The organism is Mesorhizobium sp. P2_F5 (genome assembly GCF_056403715.1).
This window is the reverse complement of record NZ_JBFUEY010000007.1, coordinates 240131-265176: the sequence shown is the minus strand read 5'-3', so window position 1 is coordinate 265176 and position 25046 is coordinate 240131. Positions and strand designations below refer to the sequence as shown.

At 62.8% G+C, this 25046-nt stretch carries 23 protein-coding genes; 14 read left to right on the top strand and 9 right to left on the bottom strand.

Annotated elements, in window-relative coordinates; all coding sequences use genetic code 11:
* Nucleotides 1-23: 23 nt before the first annotated feature.
* From AC1DYO_RS13100 to AC1DYO_RS13085, 4 genes are all read left to right on the top strand, one after another.
* Nucleotides 24-2180: a transglycosylase domain-containing protein gene (locus tag AC1DYO_RS13100; protein ID WP_477263756.1), complete on the top strand. Its 2157-nt coding sequence runs from the start codon at nt 24-26 to the stop codon at nt 2178-2180.
* A gap of 260 nt (nt 2181-2440) precedes the next feature.
* Nucleotides 2441-3025, top strand: coding sequence for a DUF1214 domain-containing protein (locus tag AC1DYO_RS13095; RefSeq protein ID WP_112564152.1), 585 nt, complete (start codon nt 2441-2443; stop codon nt 3023-3025).
* The gene (locus AC1DYO_RS13090; protein ID WP_477263755.1) at nt 3018-3566 is read left to right on the top strand and encodes a DUF1254 domain-containing protein; all 549 of its coding nucleotides are present in this window, start codon (nt 3018-3020) and stop codon (nt 3564-3566) included. Before AC1DYO_RS13095 ends, AC1DYO_RS13090 begins: the two co-directional genes overlap by 8 nt.
* Before the next feature lie 401 nt (nt 3567-3967).
* Nucleotides 3968-4966 (top strand): hypothetical protein, encoded by a 999-nt coding sequence (locus AC1DYO_RS13085; protein ID WP_477263753.1) that lies wholly within the window; start codon nt 3968-3970, stop codon nt 4964-4966.
* Here the strand turns inward: AC1DYO_RS13085 and AC1DYO_RS13080 are convergent.
* The 3 genes from AC1DYO_RS13080 to AC1DYO_RS13070 form a co-directional block, all read right to left on the bottom strand.
* Complete coding sequence (locus AC1DYO_RS13080; RefSeq protein ID WP_477263751.1) at nt 4953-5300, bottom strand: DUF1491 family protein; 348 nt, start codon at nt 5298-5300, stop codon at nt 4953-4955. The genes AC1DYO_RS13085 and AC1DYO_RS13080 overlap by 14 nt on opposite strands.
* Before the next feature lie 73 nt (nt 5301-5373).
* Nucleotides 5374-6162: a peptidoglycan-binding domain-containing protein gene (locus AC1DYO_RS13075; RefSeq protein WP_477263749.1), complete on the bottom strand. Its 789-nt coding sequence runs from the start codon at nt 6160-6162 to the stop codon at nt 5374-5376.
* Nucleotides 6137-7882 (bottom strand): sensor histidine kinase, encoded by a 1746-nt coding sequence (locus tag AC1DYO_RS13070; RefSeq protein WP_477263747.1) that lies wholly within the window; start codon nt 7880-7882, stop codon nt 6137-6139. Before AC1DYO_RS13070 ends, AC1DYO_RS13075 begins: the two co-directional genes overlap by 26 nt.
* A gap of 537 nt (nt 7883-8419) precedes the next feature.
* Between AC1DYO_RS13070 and AC1DYO_RS13065 the strand changes: the two genes are divergently transcribed.
* On the top strand, nt 8420-8794 hold the full coding sequence (locus AC1DYO_RS13065) for a DUF5330 domain-containing protein (protein WP_477263745.1): 375 nt from the start codon (nt 8420-8422) through the stop codon (nt 8792-8794).
* Between the two features lie 115 nt (nt 8795-8909).
* Nucleotides 8910-9338 (top strand): SufE family protein, encoded by a 429-nt coding sequence (locus AC1DYO_RS13060; protein ID WP_477263885.1) that lies wholly within the window; start codon nt 8910-8912, stop codon nt 9336-9338.
* 149 nt (nt 9339-9487) lie between these two features.
* Here AC1DYO_RS13060 and AC1DYO_RS13055 read toward each other — a convergent pair whose 3' ends face one another.
* Entirely contained in the window at nt 9488-9913 is a 426-nt protein-coding gene (locus AC1DYO_RS13055) for a Ros/MucR family transcriptional regulator (protein WP_023673680.1), read from the bottom strand.
* Between the two features lie 415 nt (nt 9914-10328).
* Nucleotides 10329-10700, bottom strand: a complete 372-nt coding sequence (locus AC1DYO_RS13050; protein ID WP_477263742.1) for an SH3 domain-containing protein — start codon at nt 10698-10700, stop codon at nt 10329-10331.
* Between the two features lie 127 nt (nt 10701-10827).
* On the opposite strand from AC1DYO_RS13050, the gene AC1DYO_RS13045 reads away from it, so the two are divergent.
* Together AC1DYO_RS13045 and AC1DYO_RS13040 are read left to right on the top strand one after the other, a co-directional pair.
* Nucleotides 10828-12954, top strand: a complete 2127-nt coding sequence (locus tag AC1DYO_RS13045) for a S9 family peptidase (RefSeq protein WP_477263740.1) — start codon at nt 10828-10830, stop codon at nt 12952-12954.
* Between the two features lie 99 nt (nt 12955-13053).
* Complete coding sequence (locus AC1DYO_RS13040; RefSeq protein WP_477263739.1) at nt 13054-13443, top strand: SET domain-containing protein; 390 nt, start codon at nt 13054-13056, stop codon at nt 13441-13443.
* Nucleotides 13444-13449: 6 nt separating this feature from the next.
* Here the strand turns inward: AC1DYO_RS13040 and AC1DYO_RS13035 are convergent, their stop codons facing one another.
* The 4 genes from AC1DYO_RS13035 to AC1DYO_RS13020 all read right to left on the bottom strand — a co-directional run bounded on the left by AC1DYO_RS13035 (nt 13450) and on the right by AC1DYO_RS13020 (nt 16674).
* The gene (locus AC1DYO_RS13035) at nt 13450-14400 is read right to left on the bottom strand and encodes a cytochrome c (RefSeq protein ID WP_477263737.1); all 951 of its coding nucleotides are present in this window, start codon (nt 14398-14400) and stop codon (nt 13450-13452) included.
* A 9-nt stretch (nt 14401-14409) separates the two neighbouring features.
* Nucleotides 14410-14847, bottom strand: a complete 438-nt coding sequence (locus AC1DYO_RS13030) for a c-type cytochrome (protein WP_477263735.1) — start codon at nt 14845-14847, stop codon at nt 14410-14412.
* A 160-nt stretch (nt 14848-15007) separates the two neighbouring features.
* Complete coding sequence (locus AC1DYO_RS13025) at nt 15008-15610, bottom strand: superoxide dismutase (RefSeq protein WP_142866647.1); 603 nt, start codon at nt 15608-15610, stop codon at nt 15008-15010.
* 185 nt (nt 15611-15795) lie between these two features.
* Complete coding sequence (locus AC1DYO_RS13020; protein WP_477263733.1) at nt 15796-16674, bottom strand: branched-chain amino acid aminotransferase; 879 nt, start codon at nt 16672-16674, stop codon at nt 15796-15798.
* 169 nt (nt 16675-16843) lie between these two features.
* Here AC1DYO_RS13020 and AC1DYO_RS13015 point away from each other — a divergent pair, with 169 nt between their 5' ends.
* The 6 genes from AC1DYO_RS13015 (at nt 16844) to AC1DYO_RS12990 (ending at nt 25013) form a co-directional block, all read left to right on the top strand.
* Nucleotides 16844-17506, top strand: a complete 663-nt coding sequence (locus tag AC1DYO_RS13015; RefSeq protein WP_477263731.1) for a haloacid dehalogenase type II — start codon at nt 16844-16846, stop codon at nt 17504-17506.
* A 175-nt stretch (nt 17507-17681) separates the two neighbouring features.
* The gene (locus AC1DYO_RS13010) at nt 17682-18488 is read left to right on the top strand and encodes a L,D-transpeptidase (RefSeq protein ID WP_477263729.1); all 807 of its coding nucleotides are present in this window, start codon (nt 17682-17684) and stop codon (nt 18486-18488) included.
* 293 nt (nt 18489-18781) lie between these two features.
* Entirely contained in the window at nt 18782-18982 is a 201-nt protein-coding gene (locus AC1DYO_RS13005; protein WP_477263727.1) for a hypothetical protein, read from the top strand.
* A 469-nt stretch (nt 18983-19451) separates the two neighbouring features.
* A complete protein-coding gene (locus AC1DYO_RS13000) occupies nt 19452-20357 on the top strand; it encodes a helix-turn-helix transcriptional regulator (protein WP_477263725.1) in 906 nt (301 codons plus the stop codon).
* 230 nt (nt 20358-20587) lie between these two features.
* Entirely contained in the window at nt 20588-21007 is a 420-nt protein-coding gene (locus tag AC1DYO_RS12995) for a hypothetical protein (RefSeq protein WP_477263723.1), read from the top strand.
* Between the two features lies 1 nt (nt 21008).
* Complete coding sequence (locus AC1DYO_RS12990) at nt 21009-25013, top strand: YadA-like family protein (RefSeq protein WP_477263721.1); 4005 nt, start codon at nt 21009-21011, stop codon at nt 25011-25013.
* The last annotated feature ends 33 nt before the right edge of the window (nt 25014-25046 follow it).

The following is a 25046-nucleotide window of genomic DNA, read 5'->3' as shown; positions in this document are numbered from 1 at the left end:
CCGGGTGGGGTGAGTTTTCGGGAATGGCCAGTCCTTTAGAACGACGTCCAAGAAGAGGTCCGATCGCCGCAGCACTGCTGGCGGTGGATGCGTGGATCGATTCCTCGCTCTACGAAATCGGCTTCAAGGCCGGCCAGTTCTGGGAATCGGCAACCATTTTCTCGCGGCGCTTCCGCGTCACCGGCTGGCGGCGCGGCATCATCGAGGTGCTGAGCGAAGGTTTTACCATGGGCGCCGGCGGCTTCGTGGTGCTTCTGGCGCTGGCGATGCCGGCCTTCCAGATCACCACAGGCGACTGGCGCAGCCAGGGCGATTTCGCCGTCACCTTCCTCGACCGCTACGGCAACGAGATCGGCCAGCGCGGCATCATCCAGCGCGATTCCGTGCCGGTGGACGAGATGCCGGACCATGTCATCAAGGCGGTGCTGGCGACCGAGGACCGGCGCTTCTTCGAACATTACGGCATCGACGTTCTCGGCCTGTCGCGCGCCATCTTCGAGAATGTGCGGGCCAATTCCGTCGTCCAGGGCGGCTCCAGCATCACCCAGCAGCTGGCCAAGAACCTGTTCCTGTCGAATGAGCGGACCTTGCAGCGCAAGATCAAGGAAGCCTTCCTGTCGCTGTGGCTGGAGGCCAATCTGTCGAAGAAGGAGATCCTGCAGCTTTATCTCGACCGCGCCTATATGGGCGGCGGCACCTTCGGCATCGAGGCGGCGGCGGATTTCTATTTCGGCAAGAGCGTCAAGGACCTGAACCTTGCCGAGGCGGCGATGCTGGCCGGCCTGTTCAAGGCGCCGACCAAATACGCCCCGCACATCAACCTGCCGGCTGCCCGTGCGCGCGCCAATGTGGTGCTGTCGAACCTTGTCGATTCCGGCTTCATGACCGAAGGCCAGGTGCTGCAGGCAAGGCTGCATCCGGCCGAGATCGTCGACCGCGGCGAGCAGAAGAGCCCGGATTATTTCCTCGACTGGGCCTTCGACGAGGTCAAGAAGATCGCCAAGCCCGGCCAGCACTCGCTGGTCGCCCACACCACTTTCGACGCCAACATCCAGAAGGCGGCAGAGGAATCCGTCGAATTCCATCTCCGCCAGTTCGGCAAGGAATACAACGTCACCGAGGGTGCCGTCGTGGTGATCGAGACCAATGGCGCGGTGCGCGCCATTGTCGGCGGCCGCGACTATGGCGCCAGCCAGTTCAACCGCGCCACCAAGGCGCTGCGCCAGACCGGTTCGTCATTCAAACCTTACGTCTACGCCACCGCGATGGAGCATGGCTTCACGCCGGATTCCGTCGTCTCAGGCGGGCCGATCAGCTGGGGCGGCTGGTCGCCGCACAATTACAATGGCGGCTCGGCCGGCAATGTGACGCTGATCACCGCGATCGCCAAATCGATCAACACCGTGCCGGTGCGGCTGGCCAAGGACTATCTCGGCATCGGCCCGATCAAGGCGATGGCGGAATCATTCGGCGTGGAATCGCCGCTGGAATCGCACAAGACCATGGTGCTCGGCACATCGGGCATGACGGTTATGGACCAGGCGACGGGCTACAGCGTGTTCGCCCAAAACGGCTTCGTCGGCTCCAGGCACGGCATCACCCAGCTCGTCACCCGCACCGGCGATGTCGTCTATGACTTCGCCAAGGATGCGCCGGCACCGCATCGGGTTTTGTCGGAACAGGCGTTGATATACATGAACACCATGTTGGCGGCGGTGCCGGCGATCGGCACGGCGCGGCGCGCGCAGCTGCCCAACATCGTCGTTGCCGGCAAGACGGGCACGACGCAATCCTACCGCGACGCCTGGTTCGTCGGCTTCACCGGCAACTACACGGCCGCCGTCTGGCTCGGCAATGACGACTTCACCCCGACCCGCAACATGACCGGCGGCACGCTGCCGGCGATGGTGTGGCAGCGGCTGATGGTCTACGCGCACCAGAACATCGACCTGAAGCCGATCCCCGGCCTCGACAAACCCTTTGTCGACGAAGAGATCGCCGCCAAGGCCGACGAAGCGGAGAAGAAAAATGCCGATCAGGCGGCCGCCGACGCCGCCGCCGAGCGCCCGCCGGTGCTGTCCAGCCGCACGACGCAGACGCTGCGCGAGATGACCAAGGTGTTCCAGGCAGCACCCGTGCTCAGCGCACCATCGACGCCGGAGACCCTGTCGGCGCTCTGACCATCGCAGTTTTTCCTTCTCCCCTTGTGGGAGAAGGTGGATCGGCGCGCAGCGCCGAGACGGTTGAGGGGTGAGTGACGGAGTGCCGTCGCCGCCAAGCTGGAGCACCCCTCATCCGACCTCGCTTCGCGAGGCCACCTTCTCCCACAGGGGGAGAAGGAAGAGCCCTACCCGCCTACCCCTTGCCTCCAATCGCTTGCCACAAACCCCTCGCCCGCGATATCCCCCGATCAACAGTCCTTCTCTCGTCCCGGTTCTTCATGCTCAAGACCGCCTTTTTCACGCTGCTTTCGCTTGCCATTGCCATCGGCGGCGGCGGCGGCAGCGTCTGGTATGCGCTGCAGGCGCAGAGCGGCGTCGGCGCGATCAGCATCGGCCAATGGACCGCCTTCCCCGAGATCGGCACGCAAGATGCCGACCCCTATTCGAAGGCGCGCGTGGCGCGCGAGGGCGTGCTGGCGCTCGGCAAGGCGGAAGGCTTGTCCTTCATCGCCGAACGCGATGCGGCCGGCGATGAGCTTCAGCGGCAATGCGACTACAGGATCGAAGGCAGTTTTCCCACCGCCCGGTTCTGGACGCTTTATGCCGCCGACCAGTCGCTCGGCGTGGTCGACACCGGCAAGCCGCGGCTGGCGGCGCTGCAATCCTACCAGGTGCTGCGCCAGCCCGACAATTCGGTGATCATTGCCGTCGGCAATCGCCCGGCGCCCGGTAACTGGCTTCTGACCGAAGGCTTTGGCCGGATGTATTTCGTGCTTACCTTCTACGACACGCCGATCGCCTCAAGCACCGGCCTTTCCGACGTGACGCTGCCCCGCATCGTCAAGGCTGGCTGCAATGCGTAGGCTGCTGCACGCCATCCTGCTCGGCCTGCTCGGCGCCGGCATCGTCCACATCGTGGTGCTTTTGCTGGTGCCGGAATTTACCGAGCGCGACGCCTGGTCGCGGCTGGCGATGGCGTCCGACCTCTACAAGATGACCAGGCTCGACGCCGAGGCCGGCGGCGCGCCGGTGGTGAAGTCGGTCGATCCGCTGTTTTACGCCGCCGCCTGCCGCTTCGACCTTGCCGAAGGCATGGTGCGCATCAAGGCGCCGGGCAGCGTGCCGTTCTGGTCGGTCTCGGTCTATGACCGCAACGGCCACAATTTCTATTCCTTCAACGACCATACCGCAACGGGCAACAAGCTCGACACCGTGGTGCTGACGCCGGCACAGATGATCGACGTGCGCCGGGAACTTCCGGAGGATTTGCAAGGGGCTATCTTCGTCGAAGCGCCGATCGAAGAAGGCATCTTCGTCATCCGCGCCTTCGTGCCCGATGACAGCTGGAAGCCGATTGTCGAACAGTTTCTGGAGCAGAGTTCCTGTGAACTGCAGGACTACTGATCTCCAGCCCGACAAGGCCGGCTCAGTGGTGCGGAACAGGCGTCCGTGGTGTGCCTGGCTTGTCCGAACCGGCCGGCCTTGCCCCGCCCGCCAATGGCGGATGCTCGTAGCGGACGCCGGGGAAAATGATCACCGCCGCCGGCGTGCCGGTGTTCTGAACTGCTCGATTGACTGGTGCCGGTCGCGGCACAAAAGACAGTACCATGCCCATGGTTCGCGTATTCCTCTCGGTTGCCCCGGAGCACAACGCAACGCCTCCAAATGTGATTAAGGCAGGCAGAGGGTTAACGGAGCGCTAACGGATCGCCGCTAATTTGATGTTTGTTCCAGGCCTCACGCGAAACCGACACAGTTGCGGTTGAGCGTGGTCCGGGTCGTGTCGAGTATCGGGCGTATCTTCCGTGTCAGCTTCGGATTTCAGGCAAATCGCTATACGGACGGAATCGGGAAAAGCCGAAAGGCTGTTTCGCGCCGCGGTGTCGGCGTTCTGCTCGCTGACCCGCCCGTCGCGCCGCGAGATCGCCCAGATCGAGGATCTGACGCTGCCGCTGTTCGACAGCGTGTCGGTCGAATCGCGCCGCTACGTCGCCGCCGCCCTCTCCGAATGCGAATATGCGCCGGCCGCCCTGGTGCGGCGGCTTTGCGACGAGCCGGTCGATGTCTGCGCTCCCTTGCTGGTCCGTTCGCGGGCGCTGAGCGATATCGACCTGATCGCGCTGATCGGCCGCCACGGCCTGCCGCACGCACGCGCCATTGCCCGCCGGAGGGATTTGAACCCGACCATCGCGCAGCTGATCAAGGCGCTGGAGAAACCGACGCTGGTGCGGGTGCGGCAGCCCGAGTCGATCGCCAAGGCGGCGGGCGACAGCGCCGAACCCGCTGCCGCCGCTCCCAGCCCACCCAAACTGCCCGGCAGCGCTTCCGGAAATGCCCGGCGCCGGCTGCGCTCGATGATGCTCGCCGAGAGCGAGGCGACATCGATCAATCCCTTCGTCGGCTCAGCAACCTACGGCAAGCTGCGCGAGACGGCGCTGACCGGCAATGCCGCCTTCTTTCAGACAGCGCTCGCCGACGCGCTCGACATCGACTTTTCGACGGCGCGCGCGCTGACCGAGCATTCGAGCTACCTCTTCCTGCTCGCCGCCTTGCGGGCGCTCGACCTCAGCGAGGACAGGGCATTCCTGATCACGGTCGCCGTCTATCCCCGGGAATTCCCGCACCCGCAGGCGATCCGCATTTTCCTTGACCGCTACCGGCTGCTGCACCACGAGGCGGCCCTCGAAAAGCTCCGCGGCTGGAAGGCCGAAACAGTGTCGCGAGCGGTGCGCGGCAACGCCCATGTCGCCGCGAACGCCGACACGGCGCCGGACGGCGACAAGGCCAGCCTCAAGGCGTCTTGACGGAGAGAAGCTCTTCGACGGGAACCGAGCCGGCCTCGATCTCGACCACCCAGATATCGGGATCGAATTTTTTCTCCCGCTCCAGTCTGGCGTCGAGCACTGCGGCATCATCGCTGGCGCCGAGCACCGTGAAAAACCGGTCGTCCGGTTTGGCCGAATCGTAGCTCGTCTGCGGCGCAGGTCCGAACAGGGAAACCTCGCCCAGCCTGCCGCGCGACAGCACGAAGACAGCGCCGGCCTCGGTCGCGCCACGCTTGGCGACAGCCGCGAAGCCACCGGCACCGAACACACGGCGCAGCAGGGCCGAAACCCAAAGATCGGTGGTTACGCGCATCGGAGAGTTCCGAGTGACATGCGCTGCGTCTTAGCCGGATTTTCAGTCGTCCGCGAGCAGTCGTCTCGGCTGCTCAGTTTGTCAGGCCTATCTCACGCATCTTGACGTAGACGACCTCGTCGGGCTCGCCGGTCTGCGGCAGGCCGAACAGCGACTGGAATTCCTTGATCGCGGCCTTGGTGCGGGTGCCGACGACACCGTCGAGCTGCATGTCGTCATTGCCGAATGCCTTCAACCCAGCCTGGATCTTGACGATGCGGGGATCGGGCGCCTGAGCGAATGCCGGTGCTGAGACCGGAATTGGCGCGGGTGCAGCCGCGGGCGTGGCAGCGGCAGCAGCGGCCATATCCACGGGCCGTGGCACCGGATGCGGAATGCCCGCTGTCGTCTGTTTGGCGCCAAGCTGGTCGAGCAGGACGGCGTCGATCTCACCGGATGCCGGCAGGCCGACCTTCTGCTGATAGGCCTGGATGGCCTTGTAGGTATTCGGCCCGGAAATACCGTCGACGGTGCCTGTGTAGAAATCGAGATCCTTCAAGATGCCTTGCACCTGCTCGACCGTCGGGTCGCTCTTGGCCGGCGTCGAGCCAGGCCGCAGGATGTTGATGGTGGTTTCAGGTTCGTCTGTGCCGGGGCGCGGAAAACCCTCGATGCTGCGGGTGGCGAAGAAGGCGCCGGCATGCGGAAACGGCTGGTACCACAGCGCGTTGGCGGAAACGTAGAACAGCGTCACCAGGAAGGCGGTCGAGCCGCCGACCAGGACCGGATTGCGCGAGATCGCGCCGCCGAGCGCAATCGCGCCGGCCTCGAAAGCGCTGCTGCGGCGCTTGACCGCCTTAGGCTGTTTTGCGGAGCGAGCCATTCCTGTCCCCTTTCGCGTCGCCCTTCGTCCTGGTCACGGGCATCGCCAGCACGCCGTTCCTGTCGGTCGCGCGCTTCTTCGGCCCGTTCACCGGCAGGCTGATCGTCACTGTGGTCCCCTCGCCCGGCATGCTCTCGATCGACATCGTGCCCTCGTGCAGCGCCACTAGGCCCTTGACCAGCGAGAGGCCGAGCCCGGTGCCCTCGAAGCGGCGGGTATAGTCGTTCTGGATCTGCATGAACGGCTTGCCGAGATTGGCGAAATCCTCTTCGGCGATACCGATGCCGGTGTCCCTGACCCAGAAATGCAGCCGCGAACCGATCCGCTTGGCGCCGACGACGACATCGCCGCCGTCGGGCGTGAACTTGATCGCGTTGGAGACGAGGTTGATCAGTATCTGCTGCACGGCGCGACGGTCGGCATTGATCTCGCCGGCGTCGGGCGCAATCTGCGCCTGGAGGTCGATGTTCTTGGCATTGGCCTGCAGCTGCATCATCGACTGGCACATCTCGACCGCTTCGATGAAGCGGAACGGTTCGGGCTCGGTCGCATAGGCGCCGGCCTCGATCCTCGACACGTCCAGGATCGAGGTGACGACGGCAAGCAGATGCTGGCCCGAATCCCTGACCAGGCCGACATATTCCTTCTGGCGCGGGTCCTTGAAGCCGCCGAACATCTCATGCAGCAGCATGTCGGAAAAACCGATGATGGCGTTGAGCGGCGTGCGAAGCTCGTGGCTGACGACCGCCAGGAAGCGGCCCTTCGCCACCTCGGCGGACGCTGCCGCCTCATTGGCGGCGGCAAGCTCGTCGCGCAGTTCGGCGACCTCGTCGTTCTCGCGCAGCAGCAGGGTGAAGGTCTCCTGCTGCTCTTCGGCCCGAACCAGTTCGAGCTGGAATGGCCGGTAATTGTCGGCCATCGGAGCATTGCCGTCCTGCGGCAGCCGTACCCGAAGATCGAGGCGACGCGCCAGGGCGCCATCGCGCAGGTCGGCAAGCGCGCTCAGATAAGCAACGCGGTCGGACAGATGGATGCGGTCAAACAGCCCGGCGCCGAAAAGCAGTTCCGGCGGCAGCTTCAGGATGGTGCGCGCCTTGGCCGACGCATCCAGGACCTCGCCATGCCGGGCGACATGCAGGACAACGGCGTCGATCACGTCTTCGAGGCGGTCGCTTGGAGGCAGCGCAGGCTGCGCGCGTGCGGCATCGCCAAGGGCGGCAAGCCGGGGAACCAGCGTCAGCCCCCAGGCCAGCGGCAGCAGCCAGTGCCACGCCGCGACTTGCACCGCGCCGAGCGGCACGACAGAGCCGACAAAAGGCTGCAGCAACACTGCGGCAAGGGCGGAAATGCCGCCCCAAAGTGCCGCGCGCTTTGAACCACCGATCCACCAAGCTTCGAATGGCAGCGCAGGGGCCAGCAGTGCAACCGGCGATGCCAGGCCGCCCGCGGCCGCGATGGCCCCGGCAAGGGCAAGACCGCCGGCGACAAGCGCAACCTGAGCGGCTAGCGCCATCTTGCCCGACGCGGCCACCAGCAAGGCAGCGAACCAGCAAAGACCGAAGGCGGCGAAAATGGTTGCGACGGTGACGGCGGCGCCCATGCCAGAGGTGACCAGCGTCACGGCAGCGCCCGCGGCAAAGAACGGAGCGGCAAGCATGGTGCCGATGAACCGGCGCTGGCGCAGGCGGCCATCCCGGCCGACGATGGCGGGATGGACCATGCGTTCGCAACCGGCCGCCAGCGCGCCAGGCAGTTCAAAATATCTGGACGTTGTCAAACTCAACGCAACGCACTCGCACCCGGTCGTGACTGCCCCTGCTTTGCAGGTGGCTCTTGTTGATTTGAAAGTCGCATCCAGCGTTTAAGGAATGAATAAGGCTGACCGGAGCAACGCCCGCGCTGCGGCGAAAATTGCGGCGCCGGCGCCGGAATGCACCGTCATTTGCGGCCATAGTAAACGGAGCGTTATGTGCGAAAGGCGTGCCTGCGGCGGCAAAATCCTGAGCCGGCATGCCTCCATTTCTGGATATCACCATGCAGAACAATCGCTTAGATGGTTACCGTAAGGTAAAGAAAATTGCCGGCATTTGAAGCCAATGCATTGCAAAATGCTTCGTTTCGAATTTGCCTAAAATTTGAGGAAAATTTTTACTGAGCAAGCAAGCCGTCCTTTGCGCCTCATGTGCCATTGTCGCTGTGATAAAAGAGGTCATGGCGCATGGACGCATGATCCGGTCATGGACGAGAGGGCAATTCGATGGGCTTTCTGATTAGAATGGCGTTCTGGTTTTCTCTGGTGCTGCTGGCGCTGCCGCTGAGCGTCGGCTCCGACGAGGAGGGCCACCAGAGCGTTGGGCCGATCCAGGCACTGTTTGCGGCGCGCGAGGCGGTCGGCGACATCGCCGGTATTTGCGAGCGCAAGCCCGATGTCTGCGAGACCGGCAAGTCGGCAATGCGTACGATCAGCGCCCGGGCCAAGGAAACCGCCAAGATCGCCGCCGCCATGCTGGACGACAAGAGCACCGACCCCGAGACGTCGCCCGATACCTCACTGGCCACCGGCAGCGTCGCCGAGGACATTGTGCTGCCGGCGACCGTGAACATACCTGCCAAGCTGGTGGCGAAGAAATAATTCCGTTTCCGCTGTATCTGCAGCGACACCGCAGGCACGTCCGACCTCTCGACGCCTGCGGTGCTTTTCTTCTTTTTCCGTGACGCCGCAGCCGCGGATGACTATATCCCAGGCAATGGCTACGACGATCCAGACGATCCGCGACGACTTCTCCCTGCTCGACGAGTGGGAAGACCGCTATCGCTATGTTATCGAGCTCGGTGAAGCCCTGCCGCCATTTCCCGACGCCGAACGCAATGCCGTGAACAAGGTGCCCGGCTGCGTCAGCCAGGTCTGGCTGACCACGAACCGAGCGCCGGGCGTCGATCCGGTCATCACCTTCACCGGCGATTCGGACGCCCATATTGTGCGCGGCCTGGTCGCCATCATGCTGGCGTTGTTTTCGGAACGGTCCGCCAGCCAGATCCTGCAAACGGACGCCGAGGCGACGCTGAAGTCACTCGGCCTCGACGACCATCTGTCGCCGCAGCGCGCCAACGGCCTGCGCTCGATGGTCAAGCGCATCAAGCGCGATGCCGAGATGGCGCTCAAGCAAACTGCTTGATGCTCTATCTTCTCTTCTTTTGACGCAATTCCCAAGGGAAAGCGCTACGCGCTTTTCCCGGGAAAACCGCTCCGAACTTTCCTGGAATTGCTCTAGAAACAAAAACGGCGCCTCGAGGGCGCCGTTGATGTGTCGAACTGGAGCCGGTGTTACCGCCCCTTGCGCTTGCGTCCGAGGCCCATCTTCTTGGCCAGCTGCGAGCGGGCAGCGGCATAGTTGGGGGCAACCATCGGATAGCTGGCGTCGAGGTTCCACTTCTCGCGGTATTCATCGGGCGTCAGACCGTAGTGGGTCATCAAATGACGCTTCAGCGACTTGAACTTCTTGCCGTCTTCAAGGCAGACGATGTAGTCGTCATGAACAGAGCGCTTGGGGTTTACCGCAGGCTTCTGCTTGTCGGCCGGAGGCTGTTCGCTTGCTCCGCCCACGCGCCCGAGAGCAGCATGGACGTCGGCGATAAGATTCGGCAGTTCGCCGACTGGCACGGGATTGTTGCTAACGTAGGCCGCCACCACATCGGCGGTCAGCTCGATCAGCGCATCGCTATTTCTGGAAGGTGTTTCGACGATATCCATGGTGTTTAGGCCCCAACGAAAGATGTTTCTGTTTGCGCCCTTTTTGAGAGATCGGGCATGGCGCGAATTTCACGCGGGAAGAGCTTCATGGATTCGCGTCCGGGCATCTTAATGAGCCTAAGGACCAAGTAAGTCAATTCGCATCTTGCGCTATATTCAACGATATTCATCGAATAGTCGCTCTTCAGCTTCAATCTTTCGTGCACTCTGTAACTTCGCGATATTTTCTGGTCGGACCAGACTGGCATGACGTAAGGTCATGCATCACTAAATCAGCAAGGACTCATGAAGTGGGATTGCGATGCTTAGCCTATGCTTTGTAGGCTCGAATAGCTGAATTGTTGGATTCGTACAAAATCAGAAGTTGCAAGGTGTTTGCGAAACCCGCCAAAGGAAGACCTGCTTTAGACCGGATTCAATAGGGAACGAGATATTTTCCATAGACCCAGCCAGTAACAAAACCGCCATTTTGTGCCGGATCGTGCCAAACTTGACACCATTGGTAGCGGATTGCCTGTTTCTGCTTCCAGCGCGGCTGGCCGGCGATCTCCAGAAGGTTCAGCCCTCCCGTGCACTTGCCGGTCATCTGCAGGATCGTCCCGTTGGGATAGGCGGCCTGCTTCTGGGATGCGTTGGACGGATATTTGCGAACGTTGAGCGTGTCGCCGAACGGCACGCCAGCCACTTGCCAAGCGGCGAACGCGGTTGCATGAGACTGGCCGGTGAAAGCCAGAACGGTCGAAGCGACGGCGAGAGCCGCAGCGGTGTTGATATAGAAATTCATCATCCTCTCCCCCTGTACATCCTCTGGGCTCATCTTCCCGAGTCCGCCGCCACCAATGCATCCCGGCCCTTGAACCCGCGCTGATCGGCGTGTTCATTTGCCATTCAAGTAACTTCCTCAGTGAGACGCAATGACCAAGACCCCAGCCTTTCCAACCGCCAGCCCGCCGAGCCCTGAGAAACAACCCATCTTCGACATGCATCACGGCATTGCCCGCACCGACGACTATGCCTGGCTGAGGGCGGAGAACTGGCAGGCGATGTTCAGGGATCCTTCCCTGCTCGACGGCCGCATCCGCGCCCATCTCGAAGCCGAGAACGCCTATCAGGCAACCTTGATGGCCGACACCGCGCAGCTTCAGAAGCAACTGTTCGGCGAGATGAAGGGACGCATCAAGGAAGACGATTCGACGGTGCCGATGAAGGATGGCCCCTATGCCTATGGCTCATCCTTCAAGCTTGGCGGCGAACAGCCACGCTATTTCCGCATGCCGCGCGATGGCGGCGACGAGCAGATCCTGCTCGACGGCGACGCGGAAGCCGAGGGCAAGCCCTATTTCCGCCTCGGCGGCGTCGACCATTCGGCCGACCATGGCAAGCTCTTGTGGGCGTTCGACGACAAGGGCTCGGAATTCTTCACACTTCGCGTGCGTGACCTCACCAGTGGCAAGGAATTGCCCGACCAGATAGAGGCCACCAGTGGTGGCGGTACCTGGAATGCCGGCGATGACGGTTTCTTCTACACCAGGCTCGACGATAATCATCGCCCGTCCAAGGTGCTGTTCCACGCGCTCGGCGGCAACCCTGAGAATGACCGGCTGATCTATGAGGAGACCGATCCCGGTTTCTTCATGGATGTCGGCGGCACGCGCTCCAACGAATGGATCATGATCGGCATCAACGATCACGAAACCTCGGAATACCGCCTGATGCGCGCCGATGAACCCTTCGCCGAGCCAAAGCTGGTGGCGACGCGCGAGATCGGCCTGCAGTATGATCTGGAGGAAGGTGGCGACATCTTCTTCATCCTCACCAATGCCGACGGCGCCAAGGACTTCAAGATCATGACGGCGCCGGCCAATGACCCTGTTCGCGCCAACTGGGAAGAGCTGGTGGCGCACGAGCCGGGCCGGCTGATCCTGTCGGTGGTCGGCTTTAGGGATCATATGGTCAGGCTCGAGCGCAAGGAAGGCCTGCCGCGCATCGTCGTGCGCGATCGCCGCAGCGGCGAGGAGCACCTGATCTCATTCGACGAAGAGGCGTTCTCGCTCGGCCTGTCGGGATCCTATGAATACGACACCGAGATCATGCGCTTCACCTATTCGTCGATGACGACGCCGGCGCAGGTCTTCGACTATAATATGCGCAGCCGCGAGCGCGTGCTCTTGAAGACCCAGGAAGTGCCGTCCGGCCATGATCCGGAGCACTATGTCACGCGCCGGCTGATGGCGCCTGCCGCCGATGGCGAACTGGTGCCGGTCTCGCTCTTGCATCACCGCGACACGCCGCTCGATGGCTCGGCACCTTGCCTGCTTTACGGCTACGGCTCCTACGGCATTGCCATTCCGGCCGCCTTCAACACCAACTGGTTCTCGCTGGTCGACCGCGGCTTTGTGTTTGCCATCGCCCATGTCCGCGGCGGCAAGGACAAGGGCTATGGCTGGTATGATGACGGCAAGCGGAAGCATAAGATGAACACGTTCACCGATTTCATCGCCGTCGCGCAGCATCTCGTCGCTGAGCGCTACACCCAGAATGACCGCATCGTCGCCCAAGGCGGCTCGGCCGGCGGCATGCTGATGGGCGCGATCGCCAACATGGCGCCGCACAGTTTTGGCGCCATCGTTGCCGAGGTCCCCTTTGTCGATGTGATGACCACCATGCTCGATGCAAGTTTGCCGCTGACACCGCCGGAATGGCCGGAATGGGGCAATCCGATCGCATCAGCGGAGGATTACCGGATCATCGCCGCCTACTCGCCCTATGACAATGTCGCTGACCATGACTATCCCCCGATCCTGGCGCTGGCCGGCCTTACCGATCCGCGCGTCACCTATTGGGAACCGGCCAAATGGGTGGCGCGGCTGCGCGAGCGCAAGAGCGGGACCAATCCGGTGCTGTTCAAGATCAACATGGATTCCGGCCATGCCGGCGCGTCGGGCCGGTTTTCCCGGCTTGAGGAGATCGCCTACACCTATTCCTTTGCGCTGAAGGTGACGGGCAAGGCTGAGCTGCCCGCACACGAAGTTTTGAGCTGATTTTCCGCTCGCAATTGCCATGGCCGCGCGCTACCCAGTGCGCGGCTTTTTTCGAGAAGCCGCGCCCACTGTCTTTTATCTATCTATCCGGGGTATGCCATGCTGCTCGTCGACACCTATCTCGAGAAATCGCCGATCCAGGGCATCGGCGTCTTCGCCAAGGAACGCATTGCCAAAGGCACGCTGGTCTGGAAGCTCGACCCACGCTTTGACCGGATCATCGACGTCGAGACCTATGAGGGCGAGAGCGGGCCGGTGAAGAGCTATCTCGACCGCTATTCCTATCCCGACCGTCGCGATCCGAACTACATCGTCTTCGAAGCCGACGATGCCCGCTACATGAACCATGACGACGAACCGAATTGCGATGTCTCCTCGCCCGAGGAGACCTATGCCTTGCGCGACATCGCGCCCGGCGAGGAACTGACCTGCAATTACAGTCATTTCTTCGAGACGGGCTTCGATTTCCTCGGCGACCGCCACCTATAGTCGGGATCACTTGGCCGGCTTGCTGCGCGCCGGGTAGCCGTTGGGATGTGGCGGCACCGCCTTGAGATAGGCGGCTATTGCCGCGCGATCTTCCGGCGGCAATTCGGCCATGTTGCGCTGCACGTCGACCATGGCGCCGCCGACGGAATCGAAATCCGGCGTAAAACCGGTTTCGAGATAGTTGGCGATGTCGGCTTCCGACCAATCACTGAGCCCGCCCTCGCCCAATGTGATGTTCGGCACGATGCCGCTGCCTTCGGCGGCGGCCGCACCGGCCAGCCACTGGCCTTTCTTCGTGCCGCCGGTGAAGTCGCGCGGCGTGTGGCATTCGCCGCAATGCCCTGGACCCTCGACGAGGTAGCGGCCGGCCAGCACCGGAGCCGGCGTGCCGTCGGCAAGGGCGATCACAGGCTCATTGCTGAGATAGAGCCGCTTCCACAGGCCGAGGCCGCGGCGGATGTTAAAGGGGAAACTGAGCGAATTGTCCGGCGCCTTGCCTGCGACCGCCGGCAGCGTCTTCAGGAACGCATAGAGGTCGGCAATGTCAGCCGGCTTCATGCGAGCGTAGGATGCGTAGGGGAAGGCCGGGTAGAAATGCTCGCCGGACGGCGACACGCCTTTCAGCATGGCATTGGCCAGGTCCTCGACCGTCCAGGCGCCGATGCCGTCCTTGGGATCCTGCGAGATGTTGGGCGGAACGAAGGTGCCGAACGGGGTCTTGAGTTCAAGGCCGCCGACCAGCTGCAGGCGGGCGTCGCCCTTCGACCCCGGTTTGGCGTGACAGGAGGTGCAGCCGCCGGCATTGAAAATGCGCTTGCCCCTGGCGGCATCGCCGGGGCCGAGCTGCGCCATGGTCTCGGCATCGAGCCTGACCGGCGCCGACAGCAGCCAGCCGGCGCCCGCGCCGGCGACGCCTAGGACAAGGGCGGCGCCGATGAGTTTTTTCAACAGGGCCATTGCCCGGGATCAGCCCTTCTTCACCCGGTAGGTCTGGTGGCAGGTGCCGCAATCGCTGCCGAGCGTGCCAATCTGCGCCTTCAGCGCATCGACATCGGCAGGCGCCGCGGCGACAGCGGCCTTGACGTCGGCGACATATTTCTCGTTCGTCGTCTTGAAGCCCGCCATGTCTTCCCAGATTTTGGGCGAAGCGGTGGTGTCACCGCTGTCGCTGCCGGCCGGGAACAGCGTGTCGACATCGACCTTCTCGGCATTGACCTGCAGCGCCTGCAGCGCCGTCAGCACGGCGGCGGCATCGAAGTCTGCTTCTCCCTTGGCGATTTTCGACAGGCCGCCGACGATCTTTCCGCGCTCCTTCATCAGTCCCTGTCGGTCGAGGATCGGGTCGGCAAAAGCCGCCGAGGCGGCGAGGCCGAGCATAGAGATGGCGATAACAAGCTTTCTCATTCAATTGGCTCCAGGATGATGAGGGGTCGCGACCTAACGTTAACGGACGGCGGGCTGGGATTATTCCCTGTCTGCCGCACGGATTATGCCGATTTGCTGTGTGCCTGTTTCGGCCTGAAAAAAGAAAAGCCCCGGGGATACCGGGGCTTTTCTGGACGAATCAAGCTTTCGCTTTTTCGTACATTTCGAGCACGTGATCCCAGTTGATCAGGCTATCGACGAAGGCTTCGAGATATTTCGGCCGCGCGTTGCGGTAGTCGATGTAATAGGAATGTTCCCAGACATCGACGCCGAGGATCGGCGAGGCGCCATGGACGAGCGGGTTCTCGCCATTCGGCGTCTTGGAGATCGCCAGCTTGCCATCCTTGACCGAGACCCAGGCCCAGCCCGAACCGAACTGCGTGGTGCCGGCGGCGATGAAATCGGCCTTGAACTTGTCGTAACCGCCGAGGTCGGCGTCGACCGCCTTCTGCAGGGCGCCCGGAAGTTTGTTGCCGCCGCCGCCCTTCTTCATCCACTTCCAGAAATGGATGTGATTGTAGTGCTGGGCGGCATTGTTGAAGAGGCCCGCATTCTTGCCGAACGACTGCTTGACCACCTCTTCGACCGACAGGTCGCCAAGACCGGCTTCAGCGGCCAACTTATTGCCGTTGTCGACATAGGCCTTGTGGTGCTTGTCGTGGTGATACTCCAGCGTCTCTTTCGACATGTAGGGCTGCAGGGCCTCGTAGTCATAGGGCAAGGCGGGCAATTCAAAAGCCATCGGTCATACTCCTCATGGAAAAATCCGGTGCGGATACCGGATTAAGATAGGGCTGGATTGTTCTGGAACAACTCCGGAATGAAGCGCCGGTTCCCTTCTAAGCGGGTTCCGGAAAAGTGTCACACGGTTTTGCGGACAGGATGCTGCGTCAAAAAAGAACGCCCGGCCAACGAAGCGCCGGTAACTCAGCCGGCAGGCTTCGAATGCGCCCATTCCCAATAGAGTTCGCGCGCCTTCTTGGCCACCGGCCCGGGCTGCAGATCGCGGTCCTCGATGCGGGTGATCGGCACGACCTTGGAATGGTTTCCGGTCGAAAAGATCTCGTCGGCTTCGAGAAAGTCGCGCACAGACAGCATCTTCTCCGTGGCCTTGAAGCCATAATCGCCAAGCAGCGTCATGGTGCGCGAGCGGGTGATGCCGGACAGGAAGGTGCCGTTCGGCGCCGGCGTCAGCACATGGCTGTCCTTGACCAGGAAGATGTTCGAGGTTCCGGTTTCGGCGACATTGCCCAGCATGTCGAGCACCAGCGCATTGTCGAAGCCGCGCATCTTGGCTTCGAGGATGGCGCGGCCATTGTTGGGGTAGAGGCAGCCGGCCTTGGCATTGGTCGGCATGGTCTCGATGGTCGGCCGCCGGAACGGCGACACGGTGATCGAAAAGCCTGAAGGCGAGATCATCGGTGATTCGTAGAGGCAGAGGCAGAAGCGGGTCGAGGCCGGATCGGCCGGCACGCCCATATAGCCGCCATGCTCGGCCCAGTACATCGGCCGGATATAGACCGCCGTCTTGCCGTCGAACTTCTTCAATCCGTCCCAGGTCAGGCCGACAATCTCGTCGGCGCTCATCGACGGTTTCAAGCCGAGCGCAATCGCCGACGCATTCACCCTGGCGGCATGCAGTTCGAGGTCGGGGGCCACGCCTTCGAACCAGCGGGCGCCGTCGAAGACGCTGGTGGCAAGCCACATGGCGTGGCTGCGCGGCCCAAGAATGGCGACATTGCCCTCGTACCAGTCACCGTCGACGAAGGTCCATGTCGTCGAGAGCGCCGCAGTCGCCAGTGTCATTGTTTCGGTTCCGCTTCAAAGCTGCCTGTTCCCGGCATTGGAAGATGCTTTGACCGGCGCCGTCAACCGGCTTCAGGCGGATTTTGTTGAGGCCAGCGAACCCCAAGAAAGCGACCAGGACTGCAATCGATGCTTGCACCTTGCCCCGCCTGCCCTCAAAACTGTTGCCATGCATTACGCGGCTTACGTTTTCGATGCCTACGGCACGTTGTTCGACGTGCACGCCGCCGTGCGCCGTCACGACGGCGAGATCGGGCCGGACGGCCAGCTTCTTTCGGAAATCTGGCGCGCCAAGCAGCTGGAATATTCCTGGGTGCGCACGCTGATGGGCGGCTATGCCGATTTCTGGCAGCTCACCGAACAGGCTCTCGACTTTGCCCTGCGCAAGGTTCCCTCAGCCGACAAGGGGCTGAAGGCAAAGCTGCTCGAAGCCTATTGGCGGCTCGACTGCTATCCGGAGGTGCCGGCGGTGCTCAAGGCGCTCAAAGCATCCGGCGCCAGGCTCGCGATCCTGTCCAATGGTTCGCCCGAGATGCTGGAGGCGGCGGTCAAATCGGCGGCCCTCGACCAGGTGCTGGACGACATCTTTTCGGTCGACGCGGTCAAGCGCTTCAAGACCGACCCGTCGACCTACGATATGGTGGCGACGGGCTGGCGCCTCTATCCGGGCGCGGTCTCGTTTCAGTCCTCCAACCGCTGGGATATCGCCGGCGCGACAAAATTCGGTTTTCGCACCGTATGGATCAACCGCGCCAACCAGCCCGAGGAATACCGGGACTTCCCGCCGGCTTTGATTTTGCCATCGCTGGAAGGCCTGCTGACCGGCGGCTGACCACTCTGTTGCCTTGGAGCAACAGTGGCAGGACGGTCACAGCTTCGCCTTTGTTTGTCCACCCTCAGGCCAGAATCGGAACCGCCTATCGCGCCAGGCATTGGGGGGAGGCCAACACTGCGCCGCTTGAAGGCATTCAGGCTTTTTTGCGATTTGAGACTTAAAAAAGGCAACCATGTTGAAGACCGAATTCGACCCCTATCGCCTGAGCCGTCGCGGCTTTCTGAACGCCGCAGCCCTAGGCGCCGCCTCGATTGCGGTCTCCGCCTGCACCACCACCAGCTCGACGCCGCCGCCGGTAGAGCCGCCGCCGACCTATGAAGAGCCGCCGCTCGGCGACTATGCGACGATGTACGGCCCGATTTCCGACAGCGGCTTCGACCTGCCAGCCATCCCGATCAAGAAGATGGACCCGCAGTTCCTGCGCCAGATCGTTCCCGATCCGACCGGCCAGAGGCCGGGCACCGTCATCGTCGATACGACCAACCACTTCCTCTATCTGGTGCGCGAAGGCGGCCAGGCGATCCGTTACGGCGTCGGTCTCGGTCGCGCCGGCTTCGAATGGTCGGGAGATGCCGTTGTCCAGTGGAAGCAGAAATGGCCGAAATGGACGCCGCCGGACGAGATGGTCGCCCGCCAGCCTGAACTGGAGCAGTACAGCGCCAAGAATGGCGGCATGCCCGGCGGGCTGAAGAATCCGCTCGGCGCGCGCGCGCTCTATCTGTTCCACGACAATGTCGACACGCTCTACCGCTTGCACGGCTCGCCGGAATGGAACTCGATCGGAAAATCCGTCTCGTCGGGCTGCGTGCGCCTGATAAACCAGGACATCATCGACCTCTACGACCGCGTGCCCTCGAAAAGCCCGGTCATCGTGACGTCCGATATCAGCCAGCCGATGGTAGCGAGCGCAAACCGCAGGGCCATTCCGATCGACGGCGGCGTGCCGGACGGGTCGGTCCTGCTCGGCCCGGTGAACTGAGCGACGTTCTTGCGATGCTCGTACAGCGGCGGGTTCGCCGCTCCATGCGGCAAACTTCGCCAGGATTCCGATAGCTTAACGCGAATGCTGGGGTCGGCATCCAAGACATGCAATGCCGGCAGCAGGAGGCCAAGGAAGACTTCCAGACGAGCTATGGAACCGGTGCAATCGACGCGCCCACGCACCGTCAATTCCGGCGCTCCTGTATTTCGTCCCCGATACATGTATATTAGGCTGGAGTAGAATTGCAGAGATATACGTTTGATTAGATCATTGATGGCGGGGGAACGCCAATGGTGGGATTTGATTTCGATAGTCCGCCTGCTGACAGCGCCGGGGTCAACCTTTCGGTCGCATGCGAGCGCCAATTGCTGCCGCTCGTCCGCGGAATTGTCGAAGCGGCGGTTGCCGCCGGGTGGAGCCGGGAGGATGTTCTTCTCGCCATGGTTGAGCTGTCTTGGGATCTATATGAGAAACGTCGAGGCGATCTTTAACAACCCTGTGTGAGCCGGGCAATTCTGTATCGGGGTCACGGCACGGTCACCGATCGGGTAACGCGGCACGTCCTGGACATAGTCCCGGAAAATGCCGGCCCCAAAAGGGCAACCATGCGGGGAAGCGCCTCCGTCGTAATGGCGGCATAGGCAGGTTCGGCAATAGCCGCGCGATTTACGTTCTGCATGCAACGCTGGATTGTGCAACGGCGCACGATGCACAACAACTAGGCACAAAATGGTAAGATAAGATCGGCAAATCGTCAGATTAGTTCGTGCTAAACAAGCATGATATGCATATTTATAGACAAAATCCTGCCAAAGTTTTCGATTCTCCTGAAAATCTTCTTTTCAATATAAAGCAACGCCTCTAAGGTTCGGAAGAACGCCCAGGAACAAGCGTGAATTCTGGGCACCTCCATACAGCACAGGATTCGATCGATCGGTGCACGGCTGAGGCAAGACGGAGATGCAACACAGAGGCAACGTCCTGGAAAACGTTGGGACAGAACGACGGCGCGCGGATCGGCGCATCTTCGATGGAATTCCGGAAAGCGCGGGGCGGCGCCTGGTCACCTTTCGAGGCGGCGCGGCTCATGCTGTTTGCGCGCCGGGATCATGCACATTCAAAGCGGAAGAGCATCTCGGTTCGGTTATGCTCAAGCCCTCGCCGGGAATAACGGCATCGCTCGGCAGCGGCAAAATCCACGAATATGACGGCGACGTCGGCACGATCATGATTATCCCGGCGAATATCGCGGGCAAGGTGGCCTGGTCATCCGCCACCGAGAGCACGATCGTCGCGCTCGCCCCCGAAAGCCTGACCGAACTGGCAGAGCGTGAATTCGGCACGGGCCGGACCGAGCTACAGCCGCCGCCTTTCGGGACCGTCGATCCCCAGGCGCTGCAACTCGCGCAACTGCTGAAGGTCGAACTGACGCGGCAGGAGGCTCCAAACGAATTTTATGTCGACTCGCTGGTCACCATGTTCGGCGTCCATATGCTTCGGAACTACGCAGGAGCGGGAAAGTTGCCACAAGACCCAAAGGGCGGTCTGTCAAACCGAAATGCCCGGAGGGTCCGGGAGTTCCTGGACGTGAATTTTTCCAGCAGGATCACGGTGGCCGAGCTTGCCGCGGTCTCCGGCCTTTCACCGAACCACTTCATCCTGGCATTCACCAAGACCTTCGGCGAACCGCCGCACAAATATCTGCTGCGGCTGCGTCTCGATTTCGCTGAAAAACTTCTCGTAGAAAGCGATTTGTCGATAGCCGAAGTTGCTCATCTAAGCGGTTTTTCAGACCAGAGCCACCTGACCGTCACCATGTCGAAATACCGCGGCAGAACCCCTAAACAGGTGAAGCTGCGGCGGTGACATTTGTCGCGGCGCGTCTCGGTTCGCCGCAGCGCTCCATCCAGAGATCTTGGCAGCCAAAAGTTGCGTTGCAGAGCGGCCACACCAGCCGCTCAGCACTCAAAGACCGGATTTTCCTACAAAGATTCCGGACTTTTCCAAAATACATACACCGCGAACGTGCTCATGGTCGCGATGGGAAGTCATTTGGGGCGGGGGCAACCAGATGAAGCAGCATGTCGGATGGTCCCATGGACATTCAATTCGCGGAAATCGAAGTCTTCTCGCCCAAGGCCGAAGCGGCCTGGGCCGCGCTGCAGCGCCAGTACGCCAGCCGGATCAGCGGTCCGGAACTCGACCATCTCCTGGCCTGTTTCGTGCTTGGCCTGACCTCTCCGGCTTACGGCGAGGGGGACCCCGGGTTTCATTTCGATCTCTGCCGCGCGCTGGTGGCGATAAGCCTGCCGCCGGAGCGGACCGAGGCCGCCTTGCACTCGGTTCCGGAGCCGACGCAGCCATGGGTCGCGAGCGCCTATCAGCTGATTGAAAAACAAGGTGTGAAGATAGGCCTCTCGCTGCGAGAGACGACGGGTAATTTCAAGGATTTTTTGGCCGTCGAGGCGAATGATGCGGCACATCAGGGCGCCTCGGCAATTGCGAGGGAAAACTAGCATGACCAGATGCGTCGAGGGGCGGAGAAGGATCGAATTTCTTCCCGGATTTGTCGGAAACTGGCTCTCGGGTGCGGCCGACAGCCGCTCGGTGCGGCGCCGTCTGATGGCGGTGCTGCGCAACGCGTGCCGCGTGCTCGGGATGCGCCGCAAAGGTCTGGGGCTTGGCACGCTGGGCAGCGGCAGAATTGCGGCAGCGGCGCTGGGTGCGATCGCATTCGGGGGCATCGCCACGCCGGCACTGGCGCAATATCAGGCTGGCGGCGGCACGGCGACCGGCGGCAACGCCGTCGCCATCGGTAACGGCACCGCGACGAATGGCAATAACAGCGTGGCGTTGGGCAGCTCCAACAGTGCAACGGGCGACGGCACGATCGCCATAGGCTATTCGATGGGTGTCAATGGCCTCAATTCCATAGGTATAGGTGTCTTCGCAGGCGCAACCGGCGTCAATGCCCTCGCCGTGGGCGGGAACGCCAAGGCCAACGGGGACGGAGCAAGCGCTATTGGCGTTAATTCGGTTGCAACCACAAGCGCGGCCGCTTTTGGCAATAATGCGCGTGCCGACGGAGTGAACTCGACGGCGATCGGCCCTGTTACCCGGGCGACCGGGCTGCGCGCCACGGCGGTCGGGTTCCAGGCAACAGCATCCGGCGTGGATTCGGTTGCCCAAGGGAACAGCGCCATCGCAAGCAACCAGAATGCCGTCGCCATCGGCTTCCAGTCGACTGCTACGGCGATAAACTCCGTCTATCTCGGCTCGCGTACCGCGGCCGGAACGGGAGCGCTGGCCCAAGGCGCGATCGGCGTCGGCACAGATGTGACAGCATCCCAGGTCGATGCCATTGCGATGGGACGTTCGTCCGTTTCGTCGGCGCAATACGCGGTCGCCATCGGCCTGAATGCGAAGGCTACAGGAGCGGGTGGCGCGATAGCGCTGGGCCAAGGCACAATCTCGAGCGGTGTCAATTCCGTTGCGCTCGGCGTCCAGGCCAGTGCCACCGGGGCAGGTGCCAACGCCTTGGGCACGTTGTCCGTTGCTTCGGGAGGGAATGCCACTGCTCTAGGCACCAGTTCGACGGCCAGCAACAATTATGCGACCGCCGCGGGCTGGGGATCCGTTGCCAGCGCCGACAGTTCCACTGCCGTAGGACGTGACTCCCGCGCCACCGGACTCAACAGCACCGCGCTCGGCCGCGGCGCCCAAAGCAGCGCCGTGAACTCCATCTCTCTAGGGGCCGGGACGAGGGCGTCCGGGATAGGCTCCGTCTATGTTGGCTCAAGCACTTTTGCAACGAGCGCCAGTGGAGACAACGCCATCGGCATCGGCACGGACGTGACGTCATCCGGGGACGACGCGATCGCGATGGGACGCGAAAGCTTTGCGACTGCAACCAACGCCATCGCGGTCGGTCTCCAGTCTTTTGCGGAAACCGCCGACGCCATCGCCATCGGCACCGGCGCGTACGCAACCGGCGGCAAGGCTGTCGCAATCGGCGCCGGCAATACCGCCTTTGGCGATGGCGCGGTCGCCATCGGCGATCCCAGCTACGCCAGCGGCACCGGCGCCTTCACCGGCGGCGCCAACAACATCGCCAACAGCGACGGCACGGCGACCGCCACCGCGGCCAACCAGGCTGCCGGCGCCGTCGCGATCGGCAACAACAACAAGGCGATCGGACAAGGTTCCGTGGCGCTGGGCAACGGCTCCACTGCGGGTGCTGCCGGTCTTGCCGGCAACGTCGCATTGGGCAATGGCGCGACGGCAACGGCAAGCTCCGGCGATGTGGCTCTCGGCTCTGGCTCGGTGACCGCGACCGCGGTCGGCACCAGCGGCGCGACGATCGGCGGCACGGCCTACAGCTTCGCCGGCACCAACCCGACGAGCACCGTCAGCGTCGGCGCGCTCGGCGCGGAGCGGACCATCACCAATGTCGCGGCCGGGCGGCTCAACAACGGCTCGACCGACGCGATCAACGGCTCGCAGCTGTTTGCGACCAACCAGCAGGTGACGCAGAACACCACTGCCATCGCCGCCAACACCGCCGACATCACCACTCTCGGCAACACGATCACCAACATAAACACCGGCGCAGGCATCAAGTATTTCCACGCCAACTCGACGCTGCCGGATTCCCAGGCTCTGGGGACGGACTCCGTTGCGGTCGGCCCGAATGCGGTGGCCAACAATGCCGGCGACGTGGCGATCGGCGCGAATGCGGTGTCGAGCGTGACGACGGCGGTCGGCGGCACGACGATCGGCGGCGTGACCTACACCTTCGCCGGCGCTACGCCGGCGGGCGCGTTCTCGGTCGGCTCGGTGGGCGCGGAACGCCAGATCCAAAACGTCGCCGCCGGGCAGTTGAGCGGCAGCTCGACCGATGCCGTCAACGGCTCGCAGCTCTTCGCCACCAATCAACAGGTGACGCAGAACACGACGGATATCGCCGCCAACACCGCCGACATCGCGGCCAACACGGTCGACATCACCAATCTCGGCAACGCGATCAACAACATCGCCGGCGACACCTCGACCGCCTACACCGACGCCAATGGCGACGGCATCCGCTATGTGCGCACCAATGATAGCACGCTGCCGGTCACCGACGCCTTCGCGCAGGGGATAGGCTCCTCCGCCCTCGGCTACCAGGCGACCGCCTCCGCCGGCGACGCGCTGGCGCTCGGCCGCGGCACCCAGGCAACCGTGACCGGCGGCGTGGCGCTCGGCGCCGGTTCCGTTTCGGACCGTGCGGTCGCGGGCATATCGGGATCGATCCTCTCCGGCACCGGCCTCATTCCCTACAACACCGCGGACATGACCCTGCTCGGCGCCGTCTCTGTGGGCACCTCCACCTCCTATCGCCAGATCATCAACGTGGCCGACGGCACCCAGGACCAGGACGCGGTCACGCTGCGCCAGCTGAAGGGCGCGCTGAGCTCCTTCGCGGTGACGGGAAGCCTGTACTTCCACGCCAATTCAACAGCCGCGGATTCGCTTGCGGTCGGCGTCGATTCGGTCGCGGTCGGTCCGCGCACGACGGTCAACGGCGACAACGGCATCGGCATCGGCAATGGCGCCATCGTGCAGCAGACGGCGCCGGGAGGCATCGCCATCGGCCAGAACTCGACCGTCAACCAGGCCGACAGCATCGCACTCGGCACCAACGCGACCACCAATGGCGCCCAGGCGGTGGCGCTCGGCGCAGGCGCGACGGCCAACGAGCCGGGCAGCGTCGCGCTCGGCGCGGGCTCGACGACGGCGGCCGCGGTCGCCACCACCGGCACCACGATCAACGGCGTCAACTACACGTTTGCCGGAACAACTCCGACGAGCACAGTGAGCGTCGGCACCGTCGGCAACGAGCGCACCGTCACCAATGTCGCTGCCGGCAGGATCAGCGGCACCTCCACCGACGCCATCAACGGCAGCCAGCTCTACGCCACCAACCAGGCGGTCGAAGCCGTGCAGGGGAGCGTCGGCGATCTCAACGAGTTCGCGATCCAGTACGACAAGAACGGCGACGGCAGCAAATCCAACTCGATAACGCTTGCCGGCGGCGACCCCAACACGCCGGTGGTCATCCACAATGTCGGGGCGGGCGTTGCCAACACCGATGCGGTCAACGTTCAGCAGTTCAACAGCGGGCTAGCACTCAACCTGGCGGATTCGAAGACCTACACCAACCAGGTGGCAGCCACCACGCTGCAGCAAGCCAATGCGTATGCGGACTCCAAACTCAGCCAGCTCAACATGGACATGGGCGAGGTCAAGGGCGAGGCGCGCCAGGCCGCCGCGATCGGCCTGGCGGCCGCCTCGCTGCGCTACGACGATCGTCCCGGCAAGCTGAGCGTGGCCGCAGGCGGCGGCTATTGGCGCGGTGAAGGGGCGCTGGCCTTCGGCGCCGGCTACACCAGCGAGGAGGGACGTGTTCGAGCGAACCTGTCCGGCACGACAGCAGGCGGACACTGGGGTGTCGGCGCGGGCGTCAGCCTTACGCTGAACTAGAGCCCGGCCATGATCAGGCAGGCAATCCTTGCT